The organism is Pseudomonas sp. GW822-FHT07A10 (genome assembly GCF_058798795.1).
Genome location: NZ_JBXAKV010000028.1, coordinates 1 through 18,545 on the forward strand (window position 1 = coordinate 1; position 18,545 = coordinate 18,545).

General features: G+C 59.3%; 19 protein-coding genes, 1 tRNA gene and 1 pseudogene. 12 read left to right on the plus strand and 9 right to left on the minus strand.

Annotated elements, in window-relative coordinates; translation table 11 throughout:
• The first annotated feature begins 323 nt into the window (after positions 1-323).
• The 3 genes from AC1RL4_RS28735 to AC1RL4_RS28745 all read left to right on the plus strand — a co-directional run bounded on the left by AC1RL4_RS28735 (position 324) and on the right by AC1RL4_RS28745 (position 4,271).
• The gene (locus AC1RL4_RS28735; RefSeq protein WP_230172727.1) at positions 324-833 is read left to right on the plus strand and encodes a sigma-70 family RNA polymerase sigma factor; all 510 of its coding nucleotides are present in this window, start codon (positions 324-326) and stop codon (positions 831-833) included.
• Entirely contained in the window at positions 830-1,780 is a 951-nt protein-coding gene (locus tag AC1RL4_RS28740; protein ID WP_026331918.1) for a FecR domain-containing protein, read from the plus strand. The genes AC1RL4_RS28735 and AC1RL4_RS28740 overlap by 4 nt, the downstream gene beginning before the upstream one ends.
• A gap of 67 nt (positions 1,781-1,847) precedes the next feature.
• On the plus strand, positions 1,848-4,271 hold the full coding sequence (locus AC1RL4_RS28745; RefSeq protein ID WP_026331919.1) for a TonB-dependent receptor: 2,424 nt from the start codon (positions 1,848-1,850) through the stop codon (positions 4,269-4,271).
• Positions 4,272-4,344: 73 nt separating this feature from the next.
• Here the strand turns inward: AC1RL4_RS28745 and AC1RL4_RS28750 are convergent, their stop codons facing one another.
• Positions 4,345-5,628 (minus strand): NAD(P)/FAD-dependent oxidoreductase, encoded by a 1,284-nt coding sequence (locus AC1RL4_RS28750; protein ID WP_230172725.1) that lies wholly within the window; start codon positions 5,626-5,628, stop codon positions 4,345-4,347.
• Between the two features lie 183 nt (positions 5,629-5,811).
• Here AC1RL4_RS28750 and AC1RL4_RS28755 point away from each other — a divergent pair.
• The 4 genes from AC1RL4_RS28755 to AC1RL4_RS28770 all read left to right on the plus strand — a co-directional run bounded on the left by AC1RL4_RS28755 (position 5,812) and on the right by AC1RL4_RS28770 (position 7,972).
• Positions 5,812-5,888 (plus strand) — tRNA-Val (locus AC1RL4_RS28755).
• 202 nt (positions 5,889-6,090) lie between these two features.
• Positions 6,091-6,558: an anti-virulence regulator CigR family protein gene (locus AC1RL4_RS28760; protein ID WP_007935023.1), complete on the plus strand. Its 468-nt coding sequence runs from the start codon at positions 6,091-6,093 to the stop codon at positions 6,556-6,558.
• Between the two features lie 178 nt (positions 6,559-6,736).
• Complete coding sequence (locus AC1RL4_RS28765; protein ID WP_230172722.1) at positions 6,737-7,345, plus strand: hypothetical protein; 609 nt, start codon at positions 6,737-6,739, stop codon at positions 7,343-7,345.
• 171 nt (positions 7,346-7,516) lie between these two features.
• Positions 7,517-7,972 (plus strand): DUF2214 family protein, encoded by a 456-nt coding sequence (locus AC1RL4_RS28770; protein ID WP_019582132.1) that lies wholly within the window; start codon positions 7,517-7,519, stop codon positions 7,970-7,972.
• A 193-nt stretch (positions 7,973-8,165) separates the two neighbouring features.
• On the opposite strand, the gene csrA is transcribed toward AC1RL4_RS28770, so the two are convergent.
• On the minus strand, positions 8,166-8,360 hold the full coding sequence (gene csrA, locus AC1RL4_RS28775; protein WP_007938114.1) for a carbon storage regulator CsrA: 195 nt from the start codon (positions 8,358-8,360) through the stop codon (positions 8,166-8,168).
• Positions 8,361-8,610: 250 nt separating this feature from the next.
• On the opposite strand from csrA, the gene AC1RL4_RS28780 reads away from it, so the two are divergent.
• Positions 8,611-8,976: an SPOR domain-containing protein gene (locus tag AC1RL4_RS28780; protein WP_007938113.1), complete on the plus strand. Its 366-nt coding sequence runs from the start codon at positions 8,611-8,613 to the stop codon at positions 8,974-8,976.
• A gap of 95 nt (positions 8,977-9,071) precedes the next feature.
• Here AC1RL4_RS28780 and AC1RL4_RS28785 read toward each other — a convergent pair whose 3' ends face one another.
• The 5 genes from AC1RL4_RS28785 to ftrA all read right to left on the minus strand — a co-directional run bounded on the left by AC1RL4_RS28785 (position 9,072) and on the right by ftrA (position 13,407).
• On the minus strand, positions 9,072-10,535 hold the full coding sequence (locus AC1RL4_RS28785) for a GDL motif peptide-associated radical SAM/SPASM maturase (RefSeq protein ID WP_230172720.1): 1,464 nt from the start codon (positions 10,533-10,535) through the stop codon (positions 9,072-9,074).
• Between the two features lie 170 nt (positions 10,536-10,705).
• A complete protein-coding gene (locus AC1RL4_RS28790; protein ID WP_018928079.1) occupies positions 10,706-11,287 on the minus strand; it encodes a DUF1842 domain-containing protein in 582 nt (193 codons plus the stop codon).
• A 54-nt stretch (positions 11,288-11,341) separates the two neighbouring features.
• Positions 11,342-11,977, minus strand: coding sequence for a DUF1842 domain-containing protein (locus AC1RL4_RS28795; RefSeq protein WP_018928078.1), 636 nt, complete (start codon positions 11,975-11,977; stop codon positions 11,342-11,344).
• A gap of 41 nt (positions 11,978-12,018) precedes the next feature.
• Entirely contained in the window at positions 12,019-12,207 is a 189-nt protein-coding gene (locus AC1RL4_RS28800; protein ID WP_018928077.1) for a DUF1843 domain-containing protein, read from the minus strand.
• Positions 12,208-12,435: 228 nt separating this feature from the next.
• Positions 12,436-13,407 carry a transcriptional regulator FtrA gene (ftrA, locus tag AC1RL4_RS28805; RefSeq protein WP_028940396.1) on the minus strand — a complete coding sequence of 324 codons (972 nt, stop codon included), beginning with the start codon at positions 13,405-13,407 and terminating at the stop codon, positions 12,436-12,438.
• Positions 13,408-13,508: 101 nt separating this feature from the next.
• On the opposite strand from ftrA, the gene AC1RL4_RS28810 reads away from it, so the two are divergent.
• On the plus strand, positions 13,509-13,943 hold the full coding sequence (locus AC1RL4_RS28810) for a rhodanese-like domain-containing protein (RefSeq protein WP_019582137.1): 435 nt from the start codon (positions 13,509-13,511) through the stop codon (positions 13,941-13,943).
• 152 nt (positions 13,944-14,095) lie between these two features.
• On the opposite strand, the pseudogene AC1RL4_RS28815 reads toward AC1RL4_RS28810, so the two are convergent.
• Positions 14,096-14,725: pseudogene (locus AC1RL4_RS28815) on the minus strand (type 1 glutamine amidotransferase); the annotation flags it as partial.
• 321 nt (positions 14,726-15,046) lie between these two features.
• On the opposite strand from AC1RL4_RS28815, the gene AC1RL4_RS28820 reads away from it, so the two are divergent.
• From AC1RL4_RS28820 to AC1RL4_RS28830, 3 genes are all read left to right on the plus strand, one after another.
• A complete protein-coding gene (locus tag AC1RL4_RS28820; protein WP_018928073.1) occupies positions 15,047-15,826 on the plus strand; it encodes an ABC transporter substrate-binding protein in 780 nt (259 codons plus the stop codon).
• A 121-nt stretch (positions 15,827-15,947) separates the two neighbouring features.
• Positions 15,948-17,060 (plus strand): succinylglutamate desuccinylase/aspartoacylase family protein, encoded by a 1,113-nt coding sequence (locus AC1RL4_RS28825; protein WP_019582139.1) that lies wholly within the window; start codon positions 15,948-15,950, stop codon positions 17,058-17,060.
• Positions 17,061-17,189: 129 nt separating this feature from the next.
• Positions 17,190-17,906 (plus strand): alpha/beta hydrolase, encoded by a 717-nt coding sequence (locus tag AC1RL4_RS28830; protein WP_019582140.1) that lies wholly within the window; start codon positions 17,190-17,192, stop codon positions 17,904-17,906.
• An 11-nt stretch (positions 17,907-17,917) separates the two neighbouring features.
• Here the strand turns inward: AC1RL4_RS28830 and AC1RL4_RS28835 are convergent, their stop codons facing one another.
• Positions 17,918-18,505 carry a DcrB/PsbP domain-containing protein gene (locus AC1RL4_RS28835; RefSeq protein WP_028940395.1) on the minus strand — a complete coding sequence of 196 codons (588 nt, stop codon included), beginning with the start codon at positions 18,503-18,505 and terminating at the stop codon, positions 17,918-17,920.
• Between the last annotated feature and the right edge of the window lie 40 nt (positions 18,506-18,545).

Genomic DNA, 18,545 nt, shown 5'->3' on the forward strand with positions numbered 1-18,545 from the left:
GCGGTAGTTCAGTCGGTTAGAATACCGGCCTGTCACGCCGGGGGTCGCGGGTTCGAGTCCCGTCCGCTGCGCCATATCTGCCTCAAGGCCCACTGAACGCCTTGGAGCTACGAAGAAGGCCGTTGGCAATCTTCGAGTCGATAGCAAAGACCCTGGTCGAAAGACCGGGGTTTTTTGTGTCTGCGATTTGGCTTTTTCTTCTTTCGCGCCTTCCCGACATTAGCTTTCTGCACGCCCGATGCACAAAGAACTTGGTTCACGGCATCGATATTAATTAGAATCACTCTCATTTACGATGACTCCTTGGCGCAGGACTTCTTGAGATGAGTGATGCAGCGATGCCGAAGGAGCAAACCCTCCACGACCTGTACCGCGATCACCGTGGCTGGCTTGAAGGCTGGTTGAGGCGGCGCGTGGGCAACGCGTTTGACGCGGCGGACCTCAGTCAAGATACGTTCCTGCGCTTGCTTGCCAGCTCTCAACGGATTTCCGACCTGCAGGAGCCCCGCGCCTATCTGCTGACTGTGGGTAAGCGACTGCTGAGCAACTTCTATCAGCGTCGTAGTCTTGAGCAAGCCTATTTGAATGCCCTGGCCTCGCTGCCTGAAGGCAGTGTGCCGTCTCCCGAGCAGCGCTGGCTGCTGCTGGAAACCCTGCAAGCCCTGGACGAATTGCTCGACGGACTGCCGACGGCGGTGCGACGGGCGTTTCTCTGGAGTCAGCTGGAAGGCTTGAATTATCAGCAAGTCGCCGAGCGCCTGCGGGTGTCGGAACGCACGATCAAGCGCTACATGGCGCAAGCCTACGAGCATTGCCTGTTGGTGGAGTTGTGAGTAGTCCGTCGCCCTCGGTGGAGGCTCGCCAGATAGTGCGCGCCGCCGCGCAGTGGCTCGCCTTGCTGGAGTCCGGCAGTGCGAATGAGCAGGATCACGCCGGCCTGCAACGGTGGCGTGACAGTTGCGCCAGTCACGAGCAGGCCTGGCAGAAAGCTCAAGCCTTGCGTCAGCGTTTTGCCGATCTGCCTTCGGCGTTGGCGCTGCAAAGTCTGGATCGCCCTGAGCCGGGTAGGCGCGTGGTGCTCAAGCGCGCATTGGGTGCAGTGGTGTTGGTGCCGGCGGCATGGCTGATCAGCCGGCAATTACCGCTGGAGGTCTGGCGGGCCGACTTGCATACGTCCACTGGGGAGCGCAAGCAGGTGCAGCTTGCCGATGGCAGCTTCCTGCAGCTCAACACAGCTAGCGCCGTTGATGTGGATGTGCAGGGGCGGCGCTTGAAGTTGGTAGAGGGTGAAATATCACTGAAGGTGCCTGACGCCTCGCCATTGACGATCCAGACACGATTTGGGCAAGTTATAGTCAGTCAAAGCGAGGTCTGTGTGCGGCAGGATGCACTCGGATGCCGAGTGTCGGTATACAGCGGCTTCCTGCAATTGCAGCCGTTGCAGGGGCCAGTCTTGTCATTGCGCGGTGGTCAGCAGGTTGACCTTCAAGCGGGCGGTGCCGGGTCGACAACTGCATTCGATGTGCTCGCGCCGGGCTGGCGCGAAGGCGTGCTGATGGCAAAAAATCGGCCGCTGGGGGATTTCCTGCGTGAGCTTAGCAGTTATCGACCGGGTGTCCTGCGCTGGGAGCCTGCGCTCGAGGCGCTGCGCGTCACCGGTAGTTTCCGTCTGGACGACACCGATCGCGTGCTGACGCTGCTCGCGGCCAGTCTGCCACTGGAGGTGCATTCGCGTACGCGTTACTGGGTGACGTTGCTGCCGCGTAAAAATAGTGTGTGAAGCCTGTCCCCTTTTTTCGACTCGCTTGTCATTCAAGGCAACCGAGCGAATCAAGAGAGCTTCTTCAATGCCCACAGTAATGCCTTGCTGTCCGCGTCCGGCTGCTTCCGGTCTGCGTCCGTTGTTGCACCTGAGCCTGTTGCTGAGCCTGAGTGCCAGTCCGTTGTTCATCACTTCCAGTTGGGCCGAAGACGCCACCCGGCGCAGTTATCAAGTGCCTGCCGGGAGCCTGAGCGATGCGCTGACCAGGTTTGCCGGGCTGGCCGGGGTCAACCTCTCGGTGGACCCGGCGTTGGTAGGGGGGCGCAGCAGCGCCGGCTTATCCGGTGAATTTGCGGTCGAGGAGGGCTTTACCCGGCTGTTGCAGGGTTCCGGTCTGCAACTGCAGCCAGTGGGCGAACAAACGTACATCCTGACTCCGGCGCCAGAAGGCAGCAGCCTGCAACTGGCTCCCACCTCGATTCTCGGTGCCACCGACTCGGCTGGCGGCGATCCGTATGCCGGCGGCCAGGTTGCGCGCCATGGTTCGCAAGGCTTGCTGGGCTCAAAAGACTTTATGGAAACGCCATTCAGCATGACCTCCTACACCAGCGAGGTGGTCAAAAACCAGCAGGCTCGTACCTTGGTCGACCTAATCGCCAACGATCCTTCGGTTCGCGCCACCAACCCGGCGGGTGGGCGTTATGAGCAGTTCACCATTCGTGGGCTTAGTCTGTTCAACAGTGATGTCGCCTACAACGGTCTATACGGTGTCTTGCCGACCTATACGGTCGACATGGAGATGGCCGACCGCGTCGACATCCTCAAAGGCCCGAGCCAGCTTATCAACGGCATCTCGCCGCGAGGCGCCGTGGGTGGCGGGATCAACGTGGTGCCCAAGCGCGCGACCGACAAACCCATCACTTCTCTCACCGGTAGCTACGCTTCCGACAGTCAGGTGGGAGGCGCCGTGGATGTCGGCCGGCGTTTTGGTGAAGACAACAAGTTCGGTATTCGTTTCAACGGCGTGAAGCAGTCCGGCGACACCGAATGGGACCATCAGAGTGTCGACCGCGAGATGGCCGTGCTGGGCCTGGATTTTCGCGGTGAGCGCCTGCGACTGTCGACGGATATCGGACGCACCGAGCGCGATACCAACGCGCCGCAGGAGCGCGTGCAGGTCGGCGCCAACGCCCAGGTTCCGCATGCCAGCGATGTCCGCCGCAACTATGCGCAGCCTTGGAGCAAGGCGAGTACCAACGACACTTTCGGCGCGGTGAACGGTGAATTCGATGTCAGCGATTCCGTCATGCTGTACGGCGGTGTGGGCGCGCGTAAAAGCAACCATGACTTTCTCCGGCATGCCGTCGCGGTCACCAACAACGCAGGTGATTTCAGCGTTCAGCCACGTGATTTCACCCGCGACGAAAATGTCCGGACGGCCACGGCAGGGGTGCGCAATTGGTTTCATACTGGTCCGGTGAGCCATGAAGTTAACCTGGCCGCCAGCTATTTCTACATGGACTTCGAAAATGGCGGTGCCCGTTATGCCGCTACTCGCAGCAACCTCTACGAACCGGTGGAAACACCAACACCTGTCAGGCCCACTCGATTCGATTCGAAGGTCTACACCGAGAACCGCTTCAGCGGCGTGGCGTTGTCCGACACACTGGGTTTCTTCGATGATCGGCTACTGCTGACCCTCGGCGCTCGCTGGCAGCGCGTGAAGGTTGATGACTGGACGGATAACGTCAAAGGCGACACAGCCTACGACGAGGAAAAGGTTTCGCCGTCGGGCGGCATCCTGTTCAAGGCGACCGACAAATTGTCGCTGTATGCCAACTACATGGAAGGCTTGAGCCAAGGCAAGATCGCGCCGTCGACTTCGGTGAATGAAGACGAGATATTTCCGCCGTTCATCAGCCGGCAGGTCGAGGTCGGCGCCAAGTATGACGCGGGTGCGTTCGCCGTGACCGCTGCGGTGTTCCGGATCAAGCAGCCGGCCTATGAGACCAACGCCACGACGCGAGTCTTCGGCCCGAACGGCAAGCGTCAAAACGACGGTGTGGAACTGAGTGTGTTCGGTGAGCCACTCAAGGGTTTCCGCCTACTGGGTGGTGTCATGTACATCGACAGCGAGTTGACCAATACCACCAATGGCACCTTTGACGGCAACCGGGCGCCTGCGACGCCGAAATACAACGTCAACCTGGGCGCCGAGTGGGACGTGCCGACCGTACAGGGCCTGACCCTGACCAGCCGTGGTATCTATTCCAGTTCACAGTATCTGGACCAGTCCAACGACAAGGAAATCGACTCTTGGGAGCGTTTCGACGTGGGCGCACGTTACGCGTTCAAGATCGACGAGAAGAACATCACCCTGCGTGCCAATGTCGAGAACGTGGCGGACAAGCGCTACTGGAGCTCGGCTGGGGCTTCGGATGACAGTGAGCCGGGCTTGACGCTCTCGACCCCACGAACCTACCTCGTTTCGGCGACGGTCGACTTCTGAATCAGGGTTTGACTTCCCCCGGCGGATACAAAAAAGGGGCTGCGTTCAGCGGCCCCTTTTTCACCTCTATCGGTCAGTATCCGAGCTTGTCCCGCAATCCGTAATACCAGGCGCCCAACGCTGCGAACGGCGTACGCAGCAATTGCCCGCCAGGGAACGGATAGTGGGGTAGGTCGGCGAAGGCGTCGAAGCGTTCAGCCTGTCCGCGCAATGCTTCAGCCAGTACCTTGCCCGCCAGGTGCGTATATGTCACGCCGTGGCCACTGCAACCCTGGGAGTAGTAGATGTTGTCGCCCAGTCGCCCGACCTGAGGAAGACGCGACAGGGTCAGCAGGAAATTGCCGGTCCAGGCGTAATCGATCTTCACGTCCTTGAGTTGCGGGAAGGCCTTGAGCATCTTCGGTCGAATGATCGCCTCGATGTTCGCCGGATCCCGCGCGCCATACACCACGCCGCCACCAAATATCAGGCGTTTGTCGGCGCTCAGGCGGTAGTAGTCGAGCAGGTAGTTACAGTCTTCGACGCAGTAGTCCTGAGGCAGCAGGCGCTTGGCCAATTCATCGCCCAAGGGTTCGGTGGTGATCACTTGAGTCCCGCAGGGCATCGACTTGGCCGCCAGCTCCGGCACCAGATTGCCGATGTACGCGTTGCCGGCGACTATGATGAATTTGGCCCTGACCTTGCCCTGAGGCGTATGCACCACCGGGTTGGCACTGCGCTCGATGCGCACTGCCGGCGATTGCTCGTAAATAGTGCCGCCCAACGACTCCACGGCTGCTGCTTCGCCCAAGGCAAGATTGAGTGGATGAATATGCCCGCCGCTCATGTCGAGCATGCCGCCGACATATTGATCGCAAGCCACTACCTCGCGGATGCGACGCTGATCCAACAGCTCAAGCTGCGTATGACCGAAACGCTCCCACAGGCGCTTCTGAGACTCCAGATGGCCCATTTGCTTGTCGGTAATGGCGGCGAACACACCGCCATCCTTCAAGTCGCACTGGATATTATATTTGGCCACTCGCTCACGAATGATCCACCCACCTTCGAACGCCATCTGCCCCAGCAACTGAGCTTGCTTGGGGCCGACGCTGCGCTCGATCACATCGATATCACGGCTGTAGCTGTTAACGATCTGGCCACCGTTGCGTCCCGATGCACCGAAACCGACCTTGGCGGCTTCCAGCACCGTTACCTTGAAACCGTTTTCCAGCAGGAACAGGGCAGAGGACAGGCCGGTGTAACCGGCGCCGATTACACAGACATCAGTCTCTACATCATCCTGCAAGGCCGGGCGCGCTGGTGCCGCATTGGCCGACGCGGCGTAATAGGACTCTGGGTAGGGAGTGTTCGCCATCCTGCAGCCTCTGTTTAATATATTTTACGAGTGCATTGATCCTACCCGAGTTAAAAATCGACCGCCAGCCACCGGAAAATCTTCTTTGCCACAGCGAAATTAAATATTTTGCATATTCATAGGGTTAGGTGAAAAAAAGGTGTTGACACCCCTCCGGAATTCCGTAGAATGCCGCCTCACAGCAGGCACGTAGCTCAGTTGGTTAGAGCACCACCTTGACATGGTGGGGGTCGTTGGTTCGAGTCCAATCGCGCCTACCAAACAAAATCCGCTCTGCTGGGCGGTCTAGAAGGGCTCACCGAAAGGTGGGCCCTTTTTTGTTGTCTGCGATTTACCTGGCTTTTGCAAAATCCTCAAAAACGCCAACTCGGCGCCTTACTTCCAGTAAACACTGTTGCTGAACTAATACCGCCATAGCCGTCTACATTCTTCAGGGGACATCCCCTTTCGGAGAGAACGGATATGTTTAGATCTCGCTCGTTGATCGCCGCTATGACGTGTCTTGCCTTGGTGTCCGGTTCAGTGACTGCATTGGCCGACCCGGGAAACGGGAAAGGCCAGGGAGGAGGCAAGGGAAATCCACAATACAACCAGGACCATGGCAACTCCGGCCATGGAAACAAAGGGAAAGGTTCAGGGGGGGACGATTGGAGTCACGGCCCGAGCATCAACCACGGTAGCGTCCTTGGCATCGTGGGTGGTTATCGCGACTACTGGAGCCCCGGTCCCGCCTTGCCACCCGGTATTCAGAAAAACCTTGCGCGCGGTAAACCTCTGCCGCCGGGGATCGCCAAAAAACTCGATGGCCGTCTGCTCGGCCAGCTTCCCCACTACGATGGCTATGAGTGGCAGCAGGCTGGCACTGACTTGATTTTGGTGGCTATCGCTACCGGGATCATCTACGAGGTGCTCAATGGTGCGTTCGATTGATGTGAGGGCGATAAATTTCAATTGCGCCCTTGCAGCATAACGACCAGCAACATCACGGGAAGCAGTGTGCCGGTTCGATCGCTGCACATTGCCTGCCCGCTGGTCGCCGGCCTTTGAACTGTATGGGGGGGAGACGGTCAATTATTCCGTGCAATATCAACCTCCACGGAACCTCACCATGCTATTAAAAAACAAGAGTTTTGTTGCCGTCATGTCCTGCGTGATGATGCTTGCAGCCGCCCCGTTATTGCCCGCTGAACTGTCCATCATGAGCTCCGCCTACGCGAAGGATGGTGGCAATGGCGGTGGTGGCGGCGGTGGTAACGGTGGTGGCAATGGCGGCGGTAACGGCGGTGGTCATGGTGGTATCGGCGGTTCTGGCCATTCCGGCGGCGACAGCAGCAATGGCCGTGGTGCCGGCTTGAGTAGCGACCATATCGGCCGTGGCGCAGGTCTGAGTAGCGACCACGTCGGCCGCGGCGCAGGCTTGAGCAGCGACCATGTCGGCCGTGGTGCAGGCTTGAGTAGCGCCCATGTCGGCCGTGGTGCCGGCTTGAGCAGTGATCACGCCGGCAAAGCCGTCCGGGACCATGGCCTCAAAGGCAACCACTATGGTAGCGAACGTAACAGTGATCGCGGCCATGGCGCAGTCACTTCGGGCATTGCGCATTCCAGGGACACACGAGGAGTTGCCAAGGCCTCTGCCATTTCGGCAACTACTCCTGGCGATCACAACACCAAAGGGTTGAGCAGCGCTCGCACTTCGATCTCGAAACGACTGGATTAAGTCCAAGACTCTCAAAAACCGGGTATCCATCAGGAACCCGGTTTTTTTTCGCCTGCAATTTGCCCGGTGGCGAGGTGCGGGAGATCAGCCCAGCTACATGCGTGAGCAAATCCCACACGATGGACTACTACTGTAAGGCTGATTCAACTTTGTCCTGATGGGAGTATGTCGATGCTGGCTCACTGGTTTCTGGCGGCGGTTCACCTCTTGGCCTTTGGTCTGGGTTTTTGGGCTGTACTGACCCGCGGTACGGCGTTGCGTCGTCTGAGTGCCGGGGCAGGGGACGCTCGCCGTGTTTTGATTGCAGATAATCTGTGGGGGATCTCTGCAGTCACTCTGCTGATCACGGGTGGGCTGCGAGCCTTTGGCGGGTATGAAAAAGGCACTGATTACTATCTTCACCAACCCCTGTTTCATCTCAAGATGACGCTCTTCGTGTTCATCCTGTTGCTTGAGATTGCACCGATGGTGACGCTGATCAAATGGCGGATTGCGCTGGGGCGCGGCGCGGCAATCGATACCGGGCGCGCAACGCTGTTTGCCCGTATCAGCCATATCGAGGCGCTGTTGCTGGTGCTGATGGTCGTGGCGGCCACGGGCATGGCGCGTGGTGTGACGTTTGGCTAACCGGGCAGGAGAGCGCTCTTTCTCGCTGCAAATGCGAAACGTCTGACAGTCATGGCAGGAGCCAGGGCAGTAGTATCGGCTCCGTGTTGCGATAGCATCGCAAAGAGAGACGGAGCGCAGAACGATGCGGCACTTGAATCTTAGCCAGCCGTTACTCGAGGCAGAATGGGCTGGCTACTGACTGCAGCAGGATTCAGGGCGTTTGCGGCTTGTCCGGGGCGGTCAGGCCAGCCTGGATGCGTTGATAAATTTCTTCGCGATGCACCGCAACGTCTTTCGGGGCGTTGATGCCAATCCTGACTTGCTGGCCGCTAACGCCCAGAATGGTGATCGTAATGTCATCACCGATGTTTATGCTTTCACCGACTTTGCGGGTGAGTATCAGCATGGTTTTCTCCTTGATTGCTTTGTAGGGCACCTGATTCGGACAGTGCAGAGGTCGGTATTAGATATAGATTAGTGCGAAGTTTCACGGTTTGGGTGCCTCTTTCTGACGCGCAGATGCTGCATTAATTCCCAAGGTGTAACTATACAGAGGCCGCCACCATCATTCTCGTTGTTTTGAGCCCATTTTGCGGCACTCCGGATGGATCCATGGATGTTAAAATCGCCGCTTTAAGCATTCGGAGGAAAGCGTTGTGCGCAAAATGGTCTTGGTAATCGCGGTACTGACGCTGGCCGGATGCGGTGAGGATAAAGGGGTTGACGCTCAAAAGCCGCAACCGGCAGTCGCCTCCGTCCCCGCGGCGGTAACGGGCCCGCAGTGGGACGTCGAAGTGCGTGGCGAGACACCCCAGGCGGTCAGTGACCTGAGCGGTTGGTTGATTGAGCACAGCTTCGTTCCCAACGTCGTGAAGGAAAATGGAAAGGTTCGTATTCTGGTCGGGCCGTTCGGTTCGCAAGCCGAGGCGCAGGCCAGGCAAGCTGAAATAACGGCGGCGCTGACCCGGGCGAAAAAAATGAACATCGAATCGCTGATCGTCGAACACCCGACGGCTCAGTAACCGTCCTTTTCGCAACGCGCAGACCCGCATGCCGGGTGATGTGCCAGGGAAGCGATCTGCGAGGTCGCTTCCCTGGTGATGCGTCGGCATAAACGTCACATCAAGTTATTTTGCGGCAATCCCAGCAGGCCGGTCAGAGTGTTGATGATCGCTTGTTGCCGGGCACGGTCTGTCTGGTGCACGGCTTCCGCGGCGGCGACATCAGCATCGCAGTGGGGGCACGTCACTTCGTGTGCATGGATGTACTGCAAGCAGCCACGACACAGCGCCAGTTGCGGTGGAATACGTCCTTCGTCTGGCGATTTCTGGCCCTGGTTCGCCCAGGCCAGTTTGATCACCTGGCCGCTGTCGCTGACGCTGTTCACCTTCTCGCCGGTATCGATGCGCTCGGTAATCAGATCAAAACGGCCGACGGCGAAGGAGGTTTTTGCCGCGTCCTCGAGTTTGATGATGCGCTCGCGCAACCCGCGCTTTTGCAGGTCCAGCGCGCGGTAGTGGCAGTAGGGATTGTTGCCGGGTTTGCCGAGCAGGGAATGCGAGGTCCAGGTGCAGCCGCCACGGCAGACGTCGTTGTAGTAACAGCCTCGGCAGTAGCCCCACAGGTCGTCGACCCCCCGCAGGCGACCAAAGTGCATGCCTTCGCTGTAGTGCCAGATATCGTGCAGGCTCATGTTGCGTACGTTGCCGCCCGAAAACCCCACCGTGGCCAATGACGGGCAACCCTTTACCGTGCCGTCGGCTTCCAGCGCCAGCACGGTCTGGCCGGCGGCGCAGCCACTCCAGTGCACGCGTTCGTCGCCGAAGCCACGCCACATGTGCTCGTAAGGGCCGTAGTAACCGATATTGTTGCCCACGTTCATCAGCAGGCCGCGATCAACCCCTTCACGGTAGAGGCGCGCCAGCAGCGGCATCACTTCCAGCAGTTGGTAGGGTTGCAACAGCAGCTCCGGGTGGTCGACGGCATTGCCCATGGCGACCGTCAGCTGGATCTGCCAGTGAGTGGCGCCGAGGTCGATGATCAGGTCCATCAGCTCGGGCAGGTCGGGCAACGTGGCCGCGCCGATTTGTGTGTTGACGCTCACCGCAAGCCCGGACTGTTTGGCGCGTCGCAGGGTGTCCACCGCCTTGTCGAACGAGCCCGGAACATTGCGCACTGCGTCATGCAGTGGGGCCAGTCCATCCAGTGACACACCGACGCCATTGAGTCCGGCGTCCACCGCTGCCTGCATTTTCGCGGGCGTCAGGTTGCGCCCACCGGTTTGTATCGCGCAATACATGCCGTGATCGTGGATAGCCTGGATCAGTTGGGTCCAGTCCTTGCGCAAATAGGCTTCACCGCCGATCAGGGTGATTTCGCGGGTGCCGAGTGCCGCCAGGGAATCGATGACATCGAGGCACTCCCGGGTGTTCAGTTCATCGGGGCGTCGATGGCCGGCGCGTGAGCCGCAATGCAGGCATTTGAGATCGCAGGCCAGAGTGATTTCCCAGACCACATGCACCGGCACGTAGCGTTTGAGGTCGGTTTCACTGAGGTAGCGGGCAGGGCGACTGTCTGACATGGGAAATCCTTGCGCACCAACGCGTGCGCGGCACGAATCCATCGAAGTGTTCGCGCCTTCCTTGAGTCAATGGCGCGACCGGATTTACCTTTTGTTGTTGGTCAATAGCGCGGACCATGTGGGAGCGAGCCAGCCCGCTCCCACATGGGTTTGCGCTTAACTGCCTGGGGTTATCGGGCCTCCAGGCGGGCGATTTCAGCGTTCAGCTGCTCCAGAGCGCTGCGCAGGGCACCGCTGTTGGCCAATTGCTGTTCACCCTGGCTCACCACGGACTTCAGTTGCGCCAGGTCACCGCTGGTTTGCGCTTGCTGTACCGCGACGGCATAGAGCGGCACCGCATGGTGCGGATGCTCTGGGCGCTCAATCACTGGGGCCTGGCTGACAGCTGCGTGTTTCACGTAATGCCAGATACCCTGGTCCTGGTACTTGTAGTCGACATAACCGCTCGCCCAATCGGCGCCTAAAATGCCTTTCAAGCCGAAAGTCTGGGCGATCTGGCTGAGAGGGCCGCTGGGGCTGCCCGCCAAGGTGAGGATGATGTGGTTTTCGGCTGTCGGCACCAGTTTGGCCTCGGAGTACTCACCCCATACACGGGCACGGAAGTTGAGAGGCGGATAGGTGCTTTGGAAAATGCTGGCAACCCCGCTGACTTTTTTCTTTACGGTATCTACCAGCAGGTCCAGGGTTAAAACCGGTGCGCCCAATAGGTGACTACTGACATTCAGGCGGGTATGAAATAGTCCGATTGACATTGTGCTACTCCCTTATTTGTATTCAGGACAACTCGGGCATGTTTCGTGAGCGGGTCAGCGGCGTTCCTGCCGGCTGATTTCGCCCTTGGCCGTTTCAAGCGCGCTCTGCAGTTGGGGTTGCTGATCCAGTTGTTGTTGGGCCAGGCGGGCCAGGTTTTTCATCTGGGCCAGGTCACCGCTGGCAATGGCACTTTGAATCGGTGCGGCGTACAGCGGCATGATCGGTGGATAGGCCGGAATGACCGGGCCGGGCTCCAAAGGCACTGATTTATAAGCGTTGGAGGGTACCGCCTCGACAAGATGAGCGGGAGCAGTGACCTGGACCCACCGTTCACCATTGAAGTACTCGTAATTGGCGACACCTTCTCTCCAGTCGCTACCGACCACCAGATGCAACTTGAAATTCACGATTGAGTTCGAGCCTGGGCCGCCGTTATTGCCTTGAGCGGTGATCAGGATCTTGCTGACGCCAGGGCTCATGACCGTCAGGTAGGTGTATTCGCCCCAGACATCGGAGTGCACATCCAGTGGAGGGTTAGTGGCTTGAGTAATTTCGGCAGTGCCGCTTACCGTTTGATCTGGGGTAAAAACCAGAAGATTGAGTGCCAGGTTTTGTGCGCCCGCGGCCGAAGTACCAATTCGGTAGCAGAGTGGGAACAAGCCGACAGGTTGTTGATTGGAACCAGACATAATTATTGCCTCCATTGCAATAAGGGGCGCGGAAATAGCTATTAGTGCTTTTCCAGGCGTGCGATTTCCTTAACCAACTGCTCGTAAGCAGTTTTTAGCTCTTTATTTTCTGGTGTGGATGCATCGCGTTGTTTCAACAGCGTCTTCATTTGCGGCAGGTCGCCTGCCTTGATCGCGCCTTGGATGGCCACCCCATAGGGGGGCATGCTATGGCGAGTTGAAGTGCTCATAACGATTCCTTCCGTGGTGTTTGCGGGCACTGCTGTCATCAGCAGTTTTTGCAGTTAAGCAGGCGCCGATAAATATGCAATGGACTGCACCGGAGTAATGTTTAATATTATTTTATTAATAGCGACGCGTTTGGGTATGAAGTGTTTGATATTAAGAATGGCGATAGATTAACGCGCTTTCTCATCATTCATTATTGTTGTTATCGCCATTGATAATGAGTGATGGATTCAAACAGCACTGACCTTGCGCCCGAACCGTTCCCGATACACCGAAGGCGGCACGCCGACCACGCTACGAAATGCCACCCGGAAACTCTCCACCGAGCGATAACCGCAGTGCTGGGCAATCTGGTCGGTGTTTTGATTCGTACTCTCCAGCAGCTCGCGGGCCCGGGCCAGGCGTTCATGCTGCAGCCACGCTTTGGGCGGCATACCGCTGGCTTCGGTGAACCGCCGCAGGAACGTGCGCTCACTCATGGCCGCCTCGCTGGCGAGGTCGCGGACCTCCAGCGGTTCATGCAGACGTTCCCGCGCCCACTGCATGACCCGCGACAGATCGCTGCGCGGCGTCGGGCTGACCGGTGACGGAATGAACTGCGCCTGGCCGCCGGTGCGTTGCGGCGACATCACCAACCGCCGGGCCACCGAGTTGGCCACCTGCGTGCCGAAATCCCGCGCGACCAGATGCAGGCAGGCATCGATGCCGGCGGCGCTGCCGGCCGAAGTGATCAACTGACCCGAATCGACATACAGCACGTCCGGATCCACCAGAATGTTCGGGAAGCGCTCGGCCAGTTCAGCGGTGTAGCGCCAATGGGTGGTGGCGCCGTGACCGTCCAGCAAACCGGTGGCCGCCAGTACGAATACCCCGGAACAGATCGACAGCAACCGCGCGCCCCGGGCATGGGCCTGGCGCAGGGCGGCGAGCAAGGGTTCGGGCACCGGCGCGTTACGGTCGCGCCAGCCGGGGATGATGATGGTTCGGGCGCGCTCAAGCAGTTCCATCCCGCCGTCGGCCAGCACCTGAATGCCGCCCATGGCGCGCATCGGCCCTTGATCGACGGCGACGATGCGATGCTCGTACCAAGGGAAATCGAACTCTGGCCGCGCCAGGCCGAAGATCTCCACGGCAATGCCGAATTCGAAGGTACAGAGGCCGTCGTAGGCCAGAATCGCGACTAAACTTGGGGTGGGCTGCATTTGGCGGAAAATTCCCGGTGAGTGTCTTGTGCGCCACTGTAGCGGCAAGGCCGGAGCAGATAAAGTTTTCTCACACCCACTGAGACTTTGGAGTACAGCTCATGCCTAGCCTGGTTCGCGAGATTCCCGCAGCCCCGTCCGCCATCGCCCTGATGCACTTCAGCAATCGTCTGACCTTCGAAACTGATTGTTCCGACGTCTACAGCAGCCAAGAGGCCGGCGAGGTGGATTTTGTTCTGGTGGACGTGCGCGGACCGTTGGCGTTCGAACGCGGACATGTGCCAGGCGCGATCAACATCCCGGGTCGGTTGATCACAGCTGATAGCCTGGTGGCCTATCCGAAGTCCACGCTGTTTGTGGTCTATTGCGCCGGCCCTCACTGCAACGGCGCCAACAAGGCTGCGGTGAAATTGGCGGCACTGGGTTACCCGGTCAAGGAGATGATCGGCGGGGTGACCGGGTGGCTGGATGAAGGGTTTCAGTTAAGTGTCGTGGTTGCTCGCACCGCCAAGACAGTCATTGGTTGTGAATGCTGACGTTCAGATACAGGTGATCAAATGTGGCGAGGGGGCTTGCCCCCGTTCGGCTGCGAAGCAGTCGTAAATCCTTGGGGATCGCGGTGACTGGTTTGGGGCCGCTTCGCGACCCAACGGGGCGGTGCGGCGTTCCGACAAGCCCCCTCGCCACAGGATACTGTCCACCATCCATCCAGCGTCATCTGCAACCAGTCAAACACAGCTGCGTAGGCGGCGCTGTCCTGTGGTTCTCGGGGCAGCGGCGATTCATCGGCAAAATGCTCATTGAGGATCGCCACCGATTCAGCATTCCATTCCGGGTGGAACTGCAGCCCCACCCGCGTCGGGCCAACGTGATACATCTGCTGCTCACAAACCTCGCTGCTGGCCAGCAACTGCGCAGCGGGGGGCAGATCGATCGCGTCTTCATGCCACTCCAGCACCTTCAGCGTCTGGCCATCGGTAAAGGTCACGGTAGTCCAGCCGGTTTCGGTGTGAGCCATCCGCCGCACATTGCCGCCCAGGCTCAGCGCCAGCAACTGCGCCCCCAGGCAAATCGCGAACACCGCCGCGCCCTGATCCAGGCTGCCCGCCAACCACTGACGCTCTGTTTTCAGCCATGCCGGCCCGGCACCTGATTCATAAGGCCCACCCAATAGAATCAGCGGTGCCGCGCTCACCGGCGGCAACTGACCGAGGTCGGCGCGAAACACGTTCAGGGTAATGCCTCGGGACCGGGCCCATTCGGCAATGGCGCCGGGGCCTTCGGCAGGATGGTGCTGGATCAGATTCAGCGCGGGCATCACGTTTCTCTTGTGGGGGCGGTTGGTGGGTCAATGTGAGGCAAAAAATGGTTCATCGCCAGTGCGACGCTTCGATCGGATCAGTACCCGAAAACGTGTAGGTTTTGTCTGAAGCAAAGGATTGTCCTACAGTCCTTGCACCACCTCGGAGCACACTTCAAGTGCCTCGAATCCCTCGGCTTCTTTTTTATAAGTATTTGTCGCCTAAACACAATTTGCCCTCCTGTAGCCGCTCTAGACTGCCGGCCACTTCGGTCTTCACTGGCCGAAAGTTGCCAATCGAAAGCTGCCAATAAAAGCCTCCGCACACAGGAGTTATAAATGAAGAAGCGAGTGATGTTCGGTGCCCTGGCACTGTCGATGTTGTCCCTGACCGCCGTGGCCGAAGACGCCAAACCGATTCGCCTCGGGATCGAAGCCGGTTACCCGCCATTCTCGATGAAAACCCCCGACGGCAAACTCACCGGTTTCGACGTGGACATCGGTGACGCGCTGTGTGAACAGATGAAAGTGAAGTGCACTTGGGTCGAGCAAGAGTTCGATGGCCTGATCCCGGCCCTGAAGGTCAAGAAAATCGACGCGATCCTGTCGTCCATGACCATCACCGACGACCGCAAGAAGAACGTCGATTTCACCATCAAGTACTACCACACCCCGGCGCGCTTCGTGATGAAGGAAGGCACCAACGTCAAGGATCCACTGACCGAGCTCAAGGGCAAGAAAGTGGGTGTACTGCGCGCCAGTACCCATGACCGCTTCGCCACCGAAGTGCTGGTGCCGGCCGGCATCGACCTGGTGCGTTATGGTTCCCAGCAGGAAGCCAACCTGGACATGGTTGCCGGTCGCCTTGACGCGATGCTGGCCGACTCGGTCAACCTGGACGACGGTTTCCTGAAAACCGATGCCGGTAAAGGCTTCGCGTTTGTCGGCCCGACCTACGAAGACGCCAAGTACTTCGGCGGTGGTGCCGGTATCGCCGTGCGCAAGGGCGATAAAGAGCTGGCAGACAAATTCAACACTGCCATCACTGAAATTCGCGCCAACGGCAAGTACAAGCAAGTGCAGGACAAGTACTTCAACTTCGATGTTTACGGCCATTAATACGCCGTAGAGAAGTGGCCACCGTGGATGCGGTGGCCATTTTTTCACGCTGGACTTTGTGGGTGCGAGCAGGCTCGCTCCCACAAGAATGGCCTCATCGCACAGATATTCAGGAGTCCCCATGCAACGCATCGATCATTCACTGCCCTGGAGCCATCTGGGGACTGAACGCACGCTCAGCGTGTTTCGTTATGGCGCGGGTACTCGCAAGGTTTACATCCAGGCCAGCCTGCACGCGGACGAACTGCCGGGCATGCGCACCGCCTGGGAACTGAAGAAGCGTCTGGCCGAGCTCGAAGCCCAGGGGCAACTTCAGGGCATCATCGAACTGGTGCCGGTGGCCAATCCCATCGGCCTCGATCAGCACCTGCAAGGCAGCCATTTGGGCCGCTTCGAATTGGGCAGCGGCAAGAACTTCAACCGCTCGTTCGTTGAACTCAGCGCACCGGTGGCTGAGTTGATCGGCGATCAATTGGGGGGTGACGCCCAGGCCAACATCGTACTGATTCGCCAGACCATGGGGCAGGTGCTCGATGGATTGCCGGCACCGCTTTCGCAATTGGAAGCCATGCACCGCTTGCTGCTGCGCCACGCCTGCGAGGCCGACATCACCCTCGACTTGCATTGCGATTTCGACGCGGCGATTCACCTGTATGCCTTGCCGCAGCATTGGCCGCAATGGCGCTCCCTGGCGGCTCGCCTGAAGGCCGGGGTGGCGTTGTTGTGTGAGGATTCCGGCGGCAGCTCTTTCGATGAGTCGTGCTCTACGCCGTGGTTGCGCCTGGCGCGGGCCTTTCCTGAGGCTGCGATCCCGCCGGCCAACCTGGCGACCACGCTGGAGCTGGGCAGCATGGGCGATACCCGGGTCGATCAGGCCCAGGCCAATTGCGAGGCGATCCTGGGGTTCCTCGCCGAACAGGGTTTCATCACCGGCACCTGGCCGGCAGCGCCAAGCGAATGCTGTGAGGGCCTGCCGTTCGAAGGCACCGAGTACCTGTTTGCACCGCATCACGGGGTGGTCAGTTTCCTGCGCAATTCAGGTGAATGGGTGGAGCGGGGCGATGCGTTGTTTGAAGTAGTCGATCCGTTGAGCGACCGGGCCACCACCGTTTGCGCCGGAACCAGCGGCGTGCTGTTTGCCATCGATCGCGGGCGCTACACACAGCCTGGCACCTGGCAGGCGAAAGTCGCCGGACGTGAGCCGATCCGGGTCGGGAAACTGGTCAACGACTGACGTCCCGACGCGATTCAATATGTAGGCGCTGCCTTCTGCGGGGGCGCGGTGCATCAGAGGGAAACGGTGCATCGGCGGGAAGAGATGTTAGGCTCTGTCCCGAATCCTGCGCGCTGTGAAGGAAGGTTTATGTTGAAGTTTCTCGCTCTGCTCACGCTCCTGGCGTCCACCGCCGTCCACGCTGAAATCCCGCTACGCACCGATCTGCCGCTCAAGTACCTGGAGCAGGCCAACGTTGAATCCCGTAACCAGCCCTTGGTGATTTTCCTGCACGGTTATGGCAGCAACGAGCAGGACCTGTTCGGCATCAAGGATGAATTGCCGCCGCAGTACACCTACCTGTCGGTGCGGGCGCCGATGACGTTGGAAGAGGGCAGTTACCAGTGGTTTCGCAAAAAGGGCGAGGGTGCCTATAACGGCGAGACGGACGACCTGAAGACCAGCAGCCAGGTGCTGCTGGATTTCGTCGCACAAGCGGCAAAGAAATATCACACTGAAACGGACAAGGTTTTCCTGGTGGGTTTCAGCCAGGGCGCGATCATGTCCTATGAAGTCGCGTTGCGTCATCCCGAGGCGGTGGGCGGCATTGCGGCGTTGAGCGGGCGCATCCTGCCGGTGCTCAAGTCCGAACTCAAACCGGATGAAAAACGCCAGTCGCTGGCGATTTTCATCGGTCATGGCACCGCCGACAAACGCCTGCCCTACACCGACGGCACCGAGGCCGACAGCCTGTTGCAACGCCTGTCACTCAAGCCCGAGTTTCATGCCTACGAAGGTGTCGGCCACAGCATCAGCGCCACCGAGATGCAGGATTTGAGCGCCTGGTTGCAGCGCCTCAATCCCTGAGCCGGTCGGGTTTATTTGCCGGTGATGATCTGGTTCACCAGCGTTTCGTGGCCGGTTTTGTCGTTGGGGCGGGAGATGACCTGAATGATGGCCATGCGAGTGCCAGAAGCGGCCATCAGCGAGGTGTCGAGGGTCATGCCGCCGCCCTGGGTGGCGGTGCTGTCGATCTGTCGCAGGCCCAGCCCCGTGCCTTTTTGGGTCAGGCTTTTTTCGCTCAGCTTGTTGAAGTCCGGCAAGGCATTGCGTTGCTCGGTGGCGAAGGCGGACACGGTGGAATCGAGGAATTCACCGTCGTTGTCCTTGACGTTGACGCCGCCGGGAATGGTGTTTTCGGCGGCGATCACTACGGTTTTGGTCGTCTGGTTGGTGTACATCGTACCCGTCGCCCCGGCGGTACCGGTGGCCGCGTCGCCGGCCGGCAGCGGATTGGCGATGAAGCCCTTGGGCAGGGTGAAGGTGAACTTGCCGCCGAGCATCGAGACCTTCTGGGTCGGCGCTTTGTCGCTGGTAGTGGCCTTGGCCGCCTGCGCATTCAAGGCCCCCAGGCTGGCAGCCGCTGTCAGCAGCAGAACAATGGCTTTTTTACTCAACAATGACATTCAAACTCTCCGTGGGATGGTCGCGCTATGACGGCGATCA

Bases quoted from the DNA above. Each gene is read 5' to 3' on its own strand.
- AC1RL4_RS28785 (WP_230172720.1), bottom strand. From the start codon at position 10,535: ATGTCAGACAGTCGCCCTGCCCGCTACCTCAGTGAAACCGACCTCAAA.
- AC1RL4_RS28820 (WP_018928073.1), top strand. From the start codon at position 15,047: ATGAAGAAGCGAGTGATGTTCGGTGCCCTGGCACTGTCGATGTTGTCC.
- AC1RL4_RS28830 (WP_019582140.1), top strand. From the start codon at position 17,190: ATGTTGAAGTTTCTCGCTCTGCTCACGCTCCTGGCGTCCACCGCCGTC.
- AC1RL4_RS28750 (WP_230172725.1), bottom strand. From the start codon at position 5,628: ATGGCGAACACTCCCTACCCAGAGTCCTATTACGCCGCGTCGGCCAAT.
- AC1RL4_RS28745 (WP_026331919.1), top strand. From the start codon at position 1,848: ATGCCCACAGTAATGCCTTGCTGTCCGCGTCCGGCTGCTTCCGGTCTG.
- AC1RL4_RS28735 (WP_230172727.1), top strand. From the start codon at position 324: ATGAGTGATGCAGCGATGCCGAAGGAGCAAACCCTCCACGACCTGTAC.
- csrA (WP_007938114.1), bottom strand. From the start codon at position 8,360: ATGCTGATACTCACCCGCAAAGTCGGTGAAAGCATAAACATCGGTGAT.
- AC1RL4_RS28825 (WP_019582139.1), top strand. From the start codon at position 15,948: ATGCAACGCATCGATCATTCACTGCCCTGGAGCCATCTGGGGACTGAA.
- AC1RL4_RS28790 (WP_018928079.1), bottom strand. From the start codon at position 11,287: ATGTCAATCGGACTATTTCATACCCGCCTGAATGTCAGTAGTCACCTA.
- AC1RL4_RS28770 (WP_019582132.1), top strand. From the start codon at position 7,517: ATGCTGGCTCACTGGTTTCTGGCGGCGGTTCACCTCTTGGCCTTTGGT.
- ftrA (WP_028940396.1), bottom strand. From the start codon at position 13,407: ATGCAGCCCACCCCAAGTTTAGTCGCGATTCTGGCCTACGACGGCCTC.
- AC1RL4_RS28800 (WP_018928077.1), bottom strand. From the start codon at position 12,207: ATGAGCACTTCAACTCGCCATAGCATGCCCCCCTATGGGGTGGCCATC.
- AC1RL4_RS28810 (WP_019582137.1), top strand. From the start codon at position 13,509: ATGCCTAGCCTGGTTCGCGAGATTCCCGCAGCCCCGTCCGCCATCGCC.
- AC1RL4_RS28760 (WP_007935023.1), top strand. From the start codon at position 6,091: ATGTTTAGATCTCGCTCGTTGATCGCCGCTATGACGTGTCTTGCCTTG.
- AC1RL4_RS28835 (WP_028940395.1), bottom strand. From the start codon at position 18,505: ATGTCATTGTTGAGTAAAAAAGCCATTGTTCTGCTGCTGACAGCGGCT.
- AC1RL4_RS28795 (WP_018928078.1), bottom strand. From the start codon at position 11,977: ATGTCTGGTTCCAATCAACAACCTGTCGGCTTGTTCCCACTCTGCTAC.
- AC1RL4_RS28765 (WP_230172722.1), top strand. From the start codon at position 6,737: ATGCTATTAAAAAACAAGAGTTTTGTTGCCGTCATGTCCTGCGTGATG.